This window comes from Pusillimonas sp., from assembly GCF_029263785.1.
Classification (GTDB): domain Bacteria; phylum Pseudomonadota; class Gammaproteobacteria; order Burkholderiales; family Burkholderiaceae_B; genus Pusillimonas.
In genome coordinates this window covers 1-13,069 of the sequence record NZ_JAJUFE010000027.1, presented here as the reverse complement: position 1 = coordinate 13,069, position 13,069 = coordinate 1, and the positions used below count along the sequence as shown (strand labels likewise).

The window sequence follows — 13,069 nt, the reverse complement described above, 5'->3', positions numbered from 1 at the left end:
GGTTGAGCCATTCCTTCCGTACTGCTAGCGACAAGCGGACTCATTCCCATTACACCGAACTCATGTATTCATGCGGGTCTTCGCAGGTTATGCCTTTTCTGGGCGTACTGATTATTTGATGCCCTCATGGTAGCCTATTGATTCACCAGAGCCTTAGAAGATCAATAGTGCCGCCTAGGCCGTGGCCACGTTTTCCAGGAGAGCGTCATGAAGGGCGATCCAACCGTAATCAAACACCTGAATGCTCAGCTCAAGAACGAGCTGACAGCCATCAATCAGTACTTTCTGCATGCGCGCATGCTGAATCATTGGGGCCTGAACAAGCTGGGCAAGCACGAATACGATGAATCCATTGGCGAAATGAAGCACGCCGACCGCCTCATCGAGCGCATTTTCATGCTCGACGGCTTGCCCAACCTGCAAGACCTGCACAAGCTGCTTATTGGCGAAGACGTGCCCGAGATTCTTTCCTGTGACCTGAAGCTCGAGTCTTCGGCGCACAGCACCGTCACCGAAGCCATTGCTTATTGCGAATCGGTGCGCGACTACGTTTCGCGCGATCTGTTCCAGGAAATCCTTGACGACACTGAAGAGCACATCGACTGGCTCGAGACCCAGATCGAGCTCATCGACAAGGTCGGTCTGCAAAACTATCTGCAGTCGCAAATGGAAGAATAAGGAAGAATAAGCCCGGAATGTAGCGCTGCCCCAGGATAAGCCCGGAATGCAGTGCTGCTTCAGGCAGCCGGCTCTGTGGTCTGTGAAGACGACAGGCCCAGGTAAACCGCAGCCCAAGAGCCGGCGTAACTGCCAGCTTCTTGGGCTGTGGCGTAATTTGGGGCTAGAAAGCCGTTTTAGCCTGCTTTTTTCTGCAGCGGGATACGCCTGAAAATCAGAAATTCTTGGCCGGGCAATCCGCCACTTTGCCCCAGGCATTGTTTGGCGTGCAGTAGCGATTGCGCGCCGCCCATGCGCAACTGGGTCGATCAAAGAAGCTCTCGGCTTCGCAGGCTTGCAGATCCTGACGCAGTCTTGCCTGCCAGGCGGTTGATGTGCCGATGGGCTGATTGGCCACAGGAGGAGGGGGGGCTTGTGGTGCTTCGATGGGCTGCAAAGGGGCACCCTGGTTCAGGTTGCCCATGAGGTCGCCGACATCGGCAATACCGCTTAGACGACTGGGGGAGCCGCCAGCTGCAATCTGCTCTGCCTCTACCATCGTGATAGGCGTGGTTGCGACAGCAATTACCTGATTTGACTTGGTTTCATCCAGCGAAGAGGTGGGGATTTCCCAGGCGATAAGAGGCGGGGCTTCGGGGACAGCCAACCTGCCGTCCACCAGCGGTTGTGGCGGTTGCGCGGTATATGGCTTGCCGTCTGCGTCGAGCACCGGCACGGTGACCAGTGGGCCGTGGTGCGAAGCCGCGGTTGCCACCGGACCATGCGCCACCAGCCATTCGCCCAGGCGCAGACCTCCCCAGACAGAAGCGCCTGCAGCCAACAGCAGAATTACGAAAATTGAACGCCAAGACATTGAGAACCTTCGTGGACTTTATCCTGGGTAGTATAGAACGTTCGCCAAGTCATTCCGCCGTCAATGTAAGCGTTTTATGCGAAGACCTGACCGCCATGTTCGCGCATGGCGTGAAATTGCACGGCCGGGTAGAGCTCTTGCGCGACCCGTAACTGCGCGGGCGAACCGGCAAGGAAAGCAACGGCGTCCACCACATCGTAGGCAATATTGGCAGCATTCGCTTGCATGAAGCGTTGCAGCTCTTTCGGGTCGTCCGATGTAATCCAGCGCGCCAGGTTATAGCGGGAAGGCATCATGCGCGCATCAACGCCGTATTCCGTCTTGAGCCGGTGGGCAACGACTTCGAACTGAAGCTGGCCGACCGCGCCAAGCAATAGCGCACCACCGGCCGCTTCGGGCCGGAATACCTGAATGGCTCCTTCTTCGCCCAACTGGGTCAGGCCGGTGCGAAGCTGCTTGGTACGCAAAGGGTCCTTGACTTCTACCGCCTGGAACAATTCGGGAGCAAAGAACGGCAATCCGGTGAATTGAAGATTTTCGCCCTCGGTAAGGACATCGCCCAGATGCAGCAGGCCGTGGTTGGGGATGCCGATGACGTCGCCGGCGTAGGCCTCTTCGACCAGCTCACGTCGCTGGGAGAGAAACGACACCACGTTATTGGGGCGAATCTCCTTGCCGGTTCGGGCGACTTTCAGGCGCATGCCGCGTTCGAAGCGGCCCGAACTGACGCGTACGAACGCGACGCGATCGCGGTGAGCCGGATCCATGTTGGCCTGAACCTTGAACACGACCCCGCTGAACTTCTTCTCGTCCGGCTGCACTTCGCGTTGCAGTGCCTCGCGCGGGCCGGGAGGCGGCGCAAAATCGACCAAGGCGTCCAGGACTTCCTGTACGCCGAAATTGTTGATGGCCGAACCGAAGAACACAGGTGTCTGCTTTCCAGCAAGAAAGGCCGCGTGATCGAATGCGGGCGACGCTTCCTGAATCAATTCAATTTCTTCGGCTGCCTTGACATAGGCGTCGCCGAAACGCTGCGCAATTTCCGGATTGTCGAGTCCTTCGATGATCTCGTCATGGCCGCGTCGCTCTTGTCCCGCCTTGAACACGCGCATGCGGTTGCGCCGCAGGTCGGCTACGCCTCCAAAGGATCGTCCCATGCCAATGGGCCACGAAAGCGGCACCGTGTCCATGCCCAGATGGGATTCGATCTCTGAGAGCAGGTCCAGCGGCTCTTGAACTTCGCGGTCCAGCTTGTTGACGAAAGTGATGATGGGGGTGTTGCGTGCGCGGCATACCTGCAGCAGGCGAATGGTTTGCGGCTCGACGCCGTTTGCGGCGTCCAGAACCATTAGCGCCGCATCGACGGCAGTAAGTACTCGGTAGGTGTCTTCGGAGAAGTCCTGGTGTCCCGGAGTGTCGAGCAAGTTGATGACGCAGTCCCGATACTCCATCTGCATGACCGAAGACGCTACTGAAATTCCCCGTTGCTTTTCGATTTCCATCCAGTCGGAAGAAGCGTGGCGGCTGGCTTTGCGGGCTTTCACGCTTCCTGCGATTTGAATGGCGCCTGCAAACAGCAACAGTTTTTCGGTCAGCGTCGTCTTGCCGGCGTCCGGGTGGGAAATGATGGCGAAAGTACGTCGTCGTGCGACTTCTGTGGCAATGGTCATCGTTTTCAGGCGGTGTTTGGAACTCCCGGCACCGGCCGGGCAACTCTCGATTTTAAGGGGTAACTACGTGCTCGCTGCAAGGCTCAATGGGGGGTGTGTCCGGGCAAGGTCTGGCCAGGCAGCAAGCGCGTTTTAAGATCAAGTGCGGGCGGGGTCGCGGCGTCGCGCACCGGCGCCTTGTCGAGACTGGGCTGGACGAGCCTGTCGCGCTTGATCGGTTCCCCGTCCGGGGCTGCTGCGTCGAGCGGGTTCGCCGGCGGCGGGACGCCGGTTCTGGCTGTGGGCACGTCCTGTACCCATCCGCCGGAAATTTCGCGATTCCCGCTCGTCGGGTGCGTCGACAACAGCCGGGGGTGTCCAGCCTTCCAATGTTCCGCGATCGATGGGGCGCTTGATGAGTTTTTCGATGGCGTTGAGAAACTTGATTTCGCTGCGGTCCACCAGGGACAGGGCCGAGCCCTCGCTGCCGGCGCGCCCGGTGCGACCGATGCGGTGCACATAGTCTTCGGGCACGTTTGGCAGTTCAAAATTGACGACGTGCGGGAGCTGGTCGATGTCGATGCCGCGCGCGGCGATGTCAGTGGCGACAAGCACGGCGACCTTGCCGTCCTTGAACCCGCTTAGAGCGCGGGTGCGCGCTGCCTGGCTTTTGTTGCCATGAATGGCGGCGGCCGTCAATCCATCCTTGCTGAGTTTTTCTGCCAGGCGATTCGCGCCATGCTTGGTTCGCGTGAACACCAGTACCTGATGCCAGCCGCTTTCGCGGATGATGTGGCTGAGCATGTCGCGTTTGTGAGCCTGATCAACCATGATCAGGCTTTGCTTGACGAGCTCGGAGGCGGTATTGCGGCGTGCCACTGAAATTTCTGCCGGATTGTCCAGTACGCCCTTGGCCAGTTCGCGGATCTCATCCGAGAAAGTGGCCGAAAAAAGCAGGTTCTGGCGGTTCTTGGGCAACAGCGCCAGCACACGACGGATATCGCGTATGAAACCCATGTCCAGCATCCGATCGGCCTCGTCCAGTACCAGGATTTCAACACCGGAAAGGTCGACCGTTTTTTGCTGAGCGTGGTCGAGCAGGCGACCAGGAGTGGCCACCAGGATATCCAGCGGTTTGCGCAAGGCGCTGATCTGCGGATTGATGTTGACTCCGCCAAACATCACCATCGATCGCACTTTTGTGTATTTGCCGTAGGTGCGGACGGATTCTTCGACCTGGGCAGCGAGTTCACGCGTAGGCGTCAGTATCAGGCAACGGGGGCGACCGGCCGTGGCTTGTGAGGCAGGCGATTCCAGAAGTCGGTGAAGAATAGGCAGGGTGAAGCCGGCTGTCTTGCCGGTTCCGGTTTGTGCTGCGGCCAGAAGATCGCCGCCTTTGAGGACTTGCGGTACAGCTTGCGCCTGGATAGGCGTGGGCGCGGTATAGCCGGTTTCGGCGATTGCACGCAATAGGGGTTCAGCCAACCCAAGGGAGGCAAAATTAGTTTGGGTATTCAAGAATTAACTCCAGCGACAGCCTATCGCTCGAGTCGAGAGACACCAATCTAGGCGGACGGAATGTTTTAGGGCCTGCGAGGCCGGGTGATGCAATGCGGGAATGCGCTTGCTGCTGCGCGCTGATTGGTTGCGCGCGAAGCTATCATTGTACTGTACTTGGGCTTGGCGTAAAGTACTTTACCCGTTCCCGTAAACTGCCGGGATATTACGGATCACCGACTGAATCACTATTAAGAGCTGCAACATGAAACGTATACTGCTTTTGATTCTTGCGCCCCTCATGACCCTGGTGCTGACAGGCTGCGGGTATAACGAGATCCAGCGACTCGACGAGCAGGTGAAGGCGGCCTGGTCGCAAACGCTCAATCAGTACGAGCGGCGCGCAGAACTCGTTCCCAAGCTGGTTAACTCGGTAAACGCCTATATGGTCAACGAGCGCACAGTGCTTACCGAGGTAACCGAGGCGCGATCAAAGGTGGGCAGCATTCAGGTCACAGTTGACGATCTGGACAATCCGCAGCTCATGGCGCAGTTTGCGCAAGCACAAGACCAATTGTCTTCGGCGCTTTCGCGCCTGATCGCGGTTTCCGAGAATTACCCGCAGCTTAAAAGCGATGGCTTGTTCCGCGATCTGATGACTCAGCTCGAGGGCACCGAGAATCGCATCGCGACCGAGCGCGGACGCTATGTGCAGGCAGTGCAGGCGTACAACACATATATCAGGCAGTTCCCCGCCGTCATAACCGCCAAGATCTTTGGCTACGACGTGCTGCCCAATTACGGTGTCGAGCGACAAGAGCAAATCATGCGGGACCCCGAGGTGAAGTTCGACGTACCCGCCGGTGCCAACAGGTAGCATCATGGTTCAGCAATTCCTCTGTCAGCCCTATCGGCATCCTTGCTTGCGACAGGCGGCGGCTTCTTTGGTCTGGTTGATGGCCGGCCTGGCGATTTGGCTGGTGATGAGCGCAGCCGCCCTCGCCCAGCAGCAGCCCATTCCTGCACTTCAACAGAGAGTTACTGACACAACGGGAACGCTGGACGCCGCGGTACAGGCTAGGCTTACACAATCGCTGGCCGAGCTCGAGCAACGCAAAGGAGCGCAGATTGCGGTTCTGATGATCCCCACCACCGGCGATGAGGCCATCGAGCAATACGCCGTACGTGCGTTTGAGCAATGGAAGCTGGGGCGCGAATCCGTGGATGACGGTATTTTGTTTTTGATTGCCAAAGACGACCGTCAGTTGCGTATAGAAGTCGGCTATGGGCTTGAAGGTGCCGTGCCGGATATCTTGGCCGGGCGCATTATCCGCGAGCAGGTCGTACCCCGATTTCAACAGGGTGACTTCGCCGGAGGCGTCGAGGCAGGCGTCAATAGTTTGATCGCTTTGGTCGATGGCGAAGAGCTTCCGGCGCCGGCTGCAGCCGAGGCTGCCGAGGCTGAAGATGTGTTTGGGTTTCTTGCCACGCTCATGATTCTGGCACTGGCGTTGCCGCCCATCTTTGCGGTGGTTGCGGTTGCTCTGGCGGTTTACTTCATTTTCGGAAGTCTGGTTTTCGCGGTACTTGGCGGCATGGCCGCCTTTCTCGTCAGTATGGCGCTTCGCTCTCGAGTGGCCCGCGTCAGCGGGGCTCAGGCCTCAAGGCATGGTGGCATCATCGGCGGAATCGGGGGAGCATCGGGCCGCGGGGGGTTCGGCGGAGGTTTTGGCGGCGGCGGATTCGGCGGCGGAGGTGGGTCCAGTGGTGGTGGCGGTGCCTCGGGGCGTTGGTAAGCGGCTTGCGCTTATATCTGACCGAACTTATCAGGGAGTTGCGAGTGCGTGGTAGCTGGAGACAACTGACAGGTTGGGGCAGTGTCGAGGGGCAGTATCTGCGTCGTCGGCATTTCACGCCGGCGGTATTAGAGCAAATCGCCGAGCGTATCGCCGCGTGTGAACGAAACCATTCCGGCGAGCTGATGCTTGCCATCGAAGCGGTCTCGCCGGGTCACGAACCCGACAGTCACGCGCGTGCGCTCGAGGTGTTCGGAAAATTGCGTGTCTGGGACACTCCTGAAAACACGGGAGTGTTGCTGTATCTGGCGCTGGATCGCCATAGCATCGAGGTGATTGCCGATCGCGGCGTTGCTGCGCCACCCGATGCATGGCAGCGGGTCTGCAGCAGGCTGCGCGAAAATCTGCTTCGGGGCTCTTACGTTGAAGGTGTGTTGATGGCAGTGGAGGACATCGAAGCCATCTGCGCCAAATATTGTCCACCGCTGGACGGAACGGAAAACGTCAACCAGCTCTCTGATCGGCCCGTGTTGCTGTAGCACGGCGCGCAGCCGAAAGGTATTGCACTTGGGGGGTCAGGCGTGTTGTCTTGATGCGGCAGATTCAAACCGCGTCATCAGCCGTTGCGCCAGCTCTTCACCGGCCTGTTCGAGGCTAAGCTTCACTCCCTGTCTTGCCATATCGGTAGTCTGAAGCCCTTCATAGCCACAAGGATTGATACCTTCAAAGGGTGTCAGGTCCATATCGACGTTCAGCGCAATGCCATGGTAGGCGCAGCCATTGCGTACCTTGATGCCAAGAGCCGCGATCTTGGCCAGTTCGGGTTCGAACCGGCCTGATGCGCCAAGCGTTCCGACTGGCAGGTACACGCCCGGCGCCCCCGGTTTGCGGGTCGCACCTTCAAGGCCATGATCGTGCAACATCTCGATGACCGTGTCCTCGAGTGCAGCGACATATTCCTTGACATACAGTCCGGCGCGACGCAGATCGACCAGGCAGTAGGCGACAAGCTGCCCAGGGCCATGGTAGGTGACTTGCCCACCCCGGTTGGAATGGACGATGGGAATGGCACCACTGTTCAGGATATGTTCGGGCTTGCCGGCCTGACCCAGCGTGTAGACAGCCTCGTGTTCGACCAGCCATATCTCGTCGGCCGTGTCGGCACTGCGCGTTTCTGTGAACTGCTGCATGGCCTGCCATACAGGTGTGTAGGGCACGGGTCGCGGCAGCCACTTGACGGTGACCATTACAGGACGACCGACACCAGGGGATGGCCGTGCAGAGCACGATACAGGTCATCCAGCTGTTCGCGCGATGTGGCTCTTACCGTAAATGTCAGGCCGATGTAATTGCCCTGCTTGCTAGCACGCATTTCAACCGAAGCCGGATTGAATCCCGGATCAAAGATCTGAACGACGGCCGTCAGCTGCTGTGCAAGCTCTGGATGCGTCTTGCCCATTACCTTGATGGGGAAATCGCAAGGATATTGGATCAGCGACTCTTCCGGAGGGATGGGAGGTGGGGTGGTGACCATTCGTATTAGCTCAGTATCTGGTCGTACGCGTCGCGCAGGGCAGCGTAAACGGGTCCAGGTTTTCCGGTGCCGACGGGTTTCCCGTTGAACTGCACTACGGGCAGCACTTCCTTGGTGGCAGATGTAAGCATGATCTCGTCGGCGCAAGCCACTTCGTCTTTTGAGATGCGACGAGATTCGAAGGGAATGCCTGCTTTGGCAGCAAGCTCTTCCAGAAAACGATAGCGTATGCCTTCGAGAATGAGGTTGTCCAGCGGCGGCGCAGCCAGCACACCGTCGCGCGCAATCCATACATTGCAGGATGCGCCTTCGGTCAGGTAGCCGTCACGAAACTGCAGCACTTCGTCGACACCTGCCTCAACGGCCTGTTGCTTTGCCAGTACATTGCCAAGCAGGGAAATCGACTTAATCTCGCAACGCAGCCAGCGAATGTCCGGAATCGAGACGGCCGTCAGGCCGACATTGCGCTGCTCGGCCGTGGGTGGCGTAAATGGCGACGTCATCCCGAAAACGGTGGGTTGTGGTGCGGTGGGGAAGGCATGATCCCGTTTTGCCGGACCGCGAGTGACCTGGAGGTACACCGTAAAGTAGGCAAGAGAGCACTTGGACGCCAGCTCGAGGACGAGCTTTTGCCAGGCGTCGGCGTTGAGGCCTGTATCGATGCCGATGCTGGCGAGGCTGCGTTCAAGCCGCGCCAGGTGTTCGTTCATGCGAAAAGGCTTGCCCCGGTAAAACGGAACCACCTCGTAAATGCCGTCACCGAAGATAAAACCACGGTCCAGGACAGATATCCTGGCATCGGCCAGTTTCAGGAACTGGCCGTTAAGGTAGACGACGCTATCGCCGTCGACGTCGGAAATCATCTTGCGTTCTGACTCGAATGTATTAAGGGGAGAGTGCCTGCTTTATTGCAGCATGAGGCGGACCTTGTCGTACAGGCGGCCGAAGAAACCTGCCTGTGCGACGTCGTTCATTACGGCAAGCGGCTCTTCACGCAATATTTTGCCGTCCAGCGACAATGAAACTGTTCCGACTTCGCTGCCTTTGGTCAGCGGCGCAATCAGAGGTTGGGTGTAGTGTGCAATAGGCTGGACATCGGGGCCCTTGCCGCGGGGTACGGTCAGCCAGATGGGTTTGGTCTGACCAAGATCGACGGTTTCGGCTTCGCCTTCCCAGACTCTTGCCTGCACGGCGGGCTGGTCCTTGTCGAACAGCTTGATGGTGTCGAAGTTCTGGTAGCTCCAGTTGAGCAGCTTGAGGCTGGCTTCGGTGCGGGCAGCTTCACTGTCCGCGCCGACCAAGACCGAAATCACGCGACGGCCGTCGCGCACGGCGGTAGATACCAGGCAGTATCCAGCCGACGACGTGTGGCCGGTCTTTAGCCCGTCGACAGTGCCGTCCGCCCACAGCAGACGGTTGCGGTTGGGTTGCTTGATCTTGTTATAGGTGAATTCTTTTTGGCTGTAATAGTGAAGGAACTCGGGGAAGTCTGTGACAAGATTGGTGGCCAGTGTGGCCAGGTCGCGCACGGTGGTCATGTGCTGCGGATCGGGCAATCCCGGCGAGTTCGTGTAATGCGTGTCGGCAAGGCCCTGACGCTTGGCCTCTTCATTCATCAGCGCCACGAAGGCTCCTTCACTGCCGGCGACGGCTTCTGCCAGGGCAACGGTAGCGTCGTTGCCCGACTGTACGATGACCCCTTTCAGAAGGTCGTCGACCGATACCTGAGAATTGACCTCGACAAACATGCGCGAACCTTCGGTGCGCCAGGCCTTCTCCGAGATGGTGACTTGCTGGTCCAGCGACAGGCGGCCATTTTTGATGGCGTCGAAAACCACGTAAGCCGCCATCAGCTTGGTCAACGATGCAGGTTCCACTTGTTGCGTGGGATTCAGGGCGCCAATGACCTGGCCGCTGTTGGCATCCAGAGTAAGCCAGGCCTTGGCTGGCACTTCGGGAACAGGGATGGTGGACAGTTCGCTGACCGCAACCACGTGAGTGGGTTGTGCTCCCGCGGCGGTGGCCGGGGTGTCAGATTGCGCGTTGGCAAGAAGCGAAGTGCAGGCCAAAGCCGTGCACAGGAGCAATTTACGGGAAGCGGTTGTCAGAAAGCCTAGCGGGTGGGTGGTCATTGATAGTCGTATGTTGAGAATGTCGGTGTTCAGTATGAAACGCGCTTCGAGCATCATTATAGGCAGCGGTGACTAGAGCGTCATCGCCGCCAGCCGTTGTTGCACGAGCCCGCGCAAGGTCAGGAGCTTGCCGTGGAAGAAATGCGATGCGTCCGGAATGACAACCATGGGCAGCTCGTGTGCTCGAGCAAATTCCATGGCTTCGTTCAGTGGAACGACGTCGTCGGTTTCGCCATGAACAAGCAAGGTGTGATCCGGCAAAGCGATGTCGCGAAACGTGAAGCGCTGGGCAGCAGTGCCTGTCAGTATGACCGCATCCGGCCGGTGATCGGACAGACCCGAGTAAAGCTGGGCTGCTACCGCCGTGCCAAACGAAAAACCGCCCAGCACCCAGGGAAGCGCCGCAATATCGGGATGCCGCTGCGCAAACTGCTCAAGCAGTGCGTGCATGTCTGCAGTTTCACCTATCGCCTTGTCGAACTCGCCATTTGACCCACCGACGCCCCGAAAGTTCGGGCGCAGGGCGACAAGCCCGTGCTGCACACAGGCACGCGCAATGGTTGTGACGACCTTGTTATCGCGGGCGCCACCATGCAAGGGATGGGGGTGCAGCACTAATGCCCAGCCGCGAGGCGTGTGTTCCGGCCAGTCGATGGCGCAATCGATATCGCCCGCCAGGCCGGCAAAAATGGAAAGTTCGGTACGAGAGGACATCTTTATTGGCAAAATGACGGATTGAATATTGTAGACCTTCACTACAATATGCTTGGTTCCCGAGTTTCCGCCACTGGGGTGTTGTCTTGAATTCGACCATGCATAGTGCTTTGCGACCTGTGTTGCCCGAGCCCGCCACGCTGGCGGATCGGCTTCGCGTTGCACTGCCCGGGTTCCGGCATGTCAACTGGGTGGGAAGAACCGGGTCAACCAATGCCGATCTGCTTGAACTGGCACGTAGCCCGACGCATCCGCCACGCCCCTGGCTGCTGGGGGCACACCTGCAGGATAACGGACGCGGCCGAGCGGGACGTACATGGCAGAACCGGCTGGGTGCGAATCTGATGTTTTCGTGTGCCTTTGACGTCTTCTTGCCGGCGCGATCGCTGCCCGCCTTATCTCCGCTGGCGGGAGTCGCCACCTGCGAGGCCCTGCGCGCGCTGCTCGAGCCTGACAACAGGCCCTTGCTGTCGTTGAAGTGGCCCAACGATATTCAATGGCGGTTTTCGAAGCTGGCGGGCTTATTGGTCGAAGTGACCCGGTCGGGTGCGGTCAGACATTCACCCGATCATCACGTAGTCATACTCGGCTTGGGCATCAACCTGCACGATGCCAGAGCGCTAAGCAATGCCCTGAACCGGCAAGTGGCCGACTGGACCGAGGTGATCTCCGAAGACGAATACGCCCGCGCCGTGCCTGCCGCCGACATCGTCGCACGCATAGCAACGGCCTGGGTCGATGCCTTTTCTCTGGTTGTACGTGAAGGCATGAGCTCGTTTCCCCAACGGTACGCCCAGGTGGATCATTTGTCAGGACAACATGTCGTGGTTCTGGATAACGGCCAGACCGTGCAGTCAGGCATAGCTTGCGGAGTCAATGAATCGGGGCAATTGCTGATTCGCACCCCCACAGGCATCTCGCCGGTCTCAGTTGGCGAAGTGTCGGTCCGGCCTCTGCCCGAAGGCCGCGGTCAGGTCACGCTTTCCTCATGACAGTTCTAATTGACGCGGGAAATACGCGCATCAAGCTCGACTGGCTGGACGACAATTCCGGATGGCGGTCAGGCAGATTGCTGGCTGCAGCCCTTGACGACAGGGCTGCCATCCGGCGCTGGTTATCCGGGCTGCCCCGGCTACCCGCGTCGGCGGTTGGAGTCAATGTTGCCGGGCCGAGCGCCGCTGCACTTATTGAAGACGTCCTGGAAAGGCCTGTGAAATGGTTCACCTCTGCTCCCGATGCCCTGGGGGTTCGCAATGCCTACCGCGAGCCTGCACAGTTGGGTGCCGACCGCTGGGCCGCAATGCTGGGCGTTGCATGGCACGAGCAGAAGCGTCGTGCCGGCTTTCCTGCAGACGCGGCTGCGGCATTGCTTGCCACATTTGGCACTGCCACCACCATCGATACCTTGCAGCCTGTCGAACTTCGACCGACCATGGGCGAGGCACAACGATTTGAATTTCCTGGCGGCCTGATCTTTCCGGGCCCGGAACTCATGACGGCCGCACTGACCACAGGTACGGCAAACCTGCCTCATGCCCACGGCGACACGGCGCTTTACCCTACCCATACACACCAGGCCATCGCAACCGGGGTCGCGGCGGCGCAGGCAGGCGGATTGCTACGGCAGTGGCTGGCCGGAATCGAGCTTTGTGGCGCGCCACCTGTCGTATATGTGTCGGGAGGGGGGTGGCCTATGGTCAGCGATGAAGTCAATCGGATGTTGAAGGACGCCTGTCGGCGTCTGCATCTTCCTCTTCAGTCAGTGAACTGGCTTGAAGCACCGGTATTGGACGGCCTGGCTCGCCTGGCCGTCTTGTCGAAATAACGTGCTAAAAGGGATCGCATGCGATTTTTTCTCGTACTGGTTGTATTGGCCAACGTCGGCCTGTTCGCCTATGGTCAGGGGTATTTTGGCGTGCCTCCAAGTGAAGCCGGGCGCGCGGTCAATCAGCGCCCTCCCATCAATTCAAATCTGATCACTTTGGGTGAACCAATACTCAACCCTCATACAGTGCGTTAGCGGTTGCCTATGCGACTACCATGCGCTGGTACAATCTGTTACGTTTTCTCTAACATTGGGAAGCTATGAAACCTATACGTAAAGCTGTCTTTCCTGTGGCGGGGTTGGGTACGCGGTTCTTGCCGGCTACCAAGGCCATGCCAAAGGAAATGTTGCCGGTGTTTGACAAGCCGTTGATCCAGTACGCAGTCGAAGA

General features: G+C 58.7%; 16 protein-coding genes. 8 read left to right on the top strand and 8 right to left on the bottom strand.

What is annotated here, in order from left to right; translation table 11 throughout:
• Positions 1-207 precede the first annotated feature (207 nt).
• Positions 208-678: a bacterioferritin gene (gene bfr / locus Q1J88_RS08250; RefSeq protein WP_301117143.1), complete on the top strand. Its 471-nt coding sequence runs from the start codon at positions 208-210 to the stop codon at positions 676-678.
• A gap of 214 nt (positions 679-892) precedes the next feature.
• Here the strand turns inward: bfr and Q1J88_RS08245 are convergent, their stop codons facing one another.
• The 3 genes from Q1J88_RS08245 to Q1J88_RS08235 form a co-directional block, all read right to left on the bottom strand.
• Complete coding sequence (locus Q1J88_RS08245) at positions 893-1,531, bottom strand: hypothetical protein (protein ID WP_301117142.1); 639 nt, start codon at positions 1,529-1,531, stop codon at positions 893-895.
• 74 nt (positions 1,532-1,605) lie between these two features.
• Positions 1,606-3,201 carry a peptide chain release factor 3 gene (locus tag Q1J88_RS08240; RefSeq protein ID WP_301117141.1) on the bottom strand — a complete coding sequence of 532 codons (1,596 nt, stop codon included), beginning with the start codon at positions 3,199-3,201 and terminating at the stop codon, positions 1,606-1,608.
• A gap of 138 nt (positions 3,202-3,339) precedes the next feature.
• Positions 3,340-4,698 (bottom strand): DEAD/DEAH box helicase, encoded by a 1,359-nt coding sequence (locus Q1J88_RS08235; RefSeq protein ID WP_301117140.1) that lies wholly within the window; start codon positions 4,696-4,698, stop codon positions 3,340-3,342.
• Positions 4,699-4,942: 244 nt separating this feature from the next.
• Here Q1J88_RS08235 and Q1J88_RS08230 point away from each other — a divergent pair, with 244 nt between their 5' ends.
• From Q1J88_RS08230 to Q1J88_RS08220, 3 genes are all read left to right on the top strand, one after another.
• Complete coding sequence (locus Q1J88_RS08230) at positions 4,943-5,554, top strand: LemA family protein (RefSeq protein ID WP_301117139.1); 612 nt, start codon at positions 4,943-4,945, stop codon at positions 5,552-5,554.
• A 79-nt stretch (positions 5,555-5,633) separates the two neighbouring features.
• The gene (locus Q1J88_RS08225; protein ID WP_301117156.1) at positions 5,634-6,473 is read left to right on the top strand and encodes a YgcG family protein; all 840 of its coding nucleotides are present in this window, start codon (positions 5,634-5,636) and stop codon (positions 6,471-6,473) included.
• Positions 6,474-6,517: 44 nt separating this feature from the next.
• Entirely contained in the window at positions 6,518-7,012 is a 495-nt protein-coding gene (locus tag Q1J88_RS08220; RefSeq protein WP_301117138.1) for a TPM domain-containing protein, read from the top strand.
• Positions 7,013-7,048: 36 nt separating this feature from the next.
• On the opposite strand, the gene lipB is transcribed toward Q1J88_RS08220, so the two are convergent.
• From lipB to Q1J88_RS08195, 5 genes are all read right to left on the bottom strand, one after another.
• Positions 7,049-7,720, bottom strand: coding sequence for a lipoyl(octanoyl) transferase LipB (gene lipB, locus Q1J88_RS08215; protein ID WP_301117137.1), 672 nt, complete (start codon positions 7,718-7,720; stop codon positions 7,049-7,051).
• Positions 7,720-8,007, bottom strand: a complete 288-nt coding sequence (locus Q1J88_RS08210; RefSeq protein WP_301117136.1) for a DUF493 family protein — start codon at positions 8,005-8,007, stop codon at positions 7,720-7,722. The genes lipB and Q1J88_RS08210 overlap by 1 nt, the downstream gene beginning before the upstream one ends.
• A 5-nt stretch (positions 8,008-8,012) precedes the next feature.
• Positions 8,013-8,870 carry a D-amino acid aminotransferase gene (locus Q1J88_RS08205; protein ID WP_301117135.1) on the bottom strand — a complete coding sequence of 286 codons (858 nt, stop codon included), beginning with the start codon at positions 8,868-8,870 and terminating at the stop codon, positions 8,013-8,015.
• A 42-nt stretch (positions 8,871-8,912) separates the two neighbouring features.
• Positions 8,913-10,139: a D-alanyl-D-alanine carboxypeptidase family protein gene (locus Q1J88_RS08200; RefSeq protein ID WP_301117133.1), complete on the bottom strand. Its 1,227-nt coding sequence runs from the start codon at positions 10,137-10,139 to the stop codon at positions 8,913-8,915.
• A 72-nt stretch (positions 10,140-10,211) separates the two neighbouring features.
• A complete protein-coding gene (locus tag Q1J88_RS08195; protein WP_301117132.1) occupies positions 10,212-10,853 on the bottom strand; it encodes an alpha/beta hydrolase in 642 nt (213 codons plus the stop codon).
• Between the two features lie 98 nt (positions 10,854-10,951).
• Between Q1J88_RS08195 and Q1J88_RS08190 the strand changes: the two genes are divergently transcribed.
• The 4 genes from Q1J88_RS08190 to Q1J88_RS08175 form a co-directional block, all read left to right on the top strand.
• Positions 10,952-11,845 (top strand): biotin--[acetyl-CoA-carboxylase] ligase, encoded by an 894-nt coding sequence (locus tag Q1J88_RS08190; RefSeq protein ID WP_301117131.1) that lies wholly within the window; start codon positions 10,952-10,954, stop codon positions 11,843-11,845.
• The gene (locus Q1J88_RS08185; RefSeq protein WP_301117130.1) at positions 11,842-12,678 is read left to right on the top strand and encodes a type III pantothenate kinase; all 837 of its coding nucleotides are present in this window, start codon (positions 11,842-11,844) and stop codon (positions 12,676-12,678) included. The genes Q1J88_RS08190 and Q1J88_RS08185 overlap by 4 nt, the downstream gene beginning before the upstream one ends.
• An 18-nt stretch (positions 12,679-12,696) precedes the next feature.
• The gene (locus tag Q1J88_RS08180; RefSeq protein ID WP_301117129.1) at positions 12,697-12,873 is read left to right on the top strand and encodes a hypothetical protein; all 177 of its coding nucleotides are present in this window, start codon (positions 12,697-12,699) and stop codon (positions 12,871-12,873) included.
• 65 nt (positions 12,874-12,938) lie between these two features.
• The coding region (locus Q1J88_RS08175; RefSeq protein ID WP_301117155.1) for a sugar phosphate nucleotidyltransferase at positions 12,939-13,069 on the top strand (131 nt) is incomplete at its 3' end.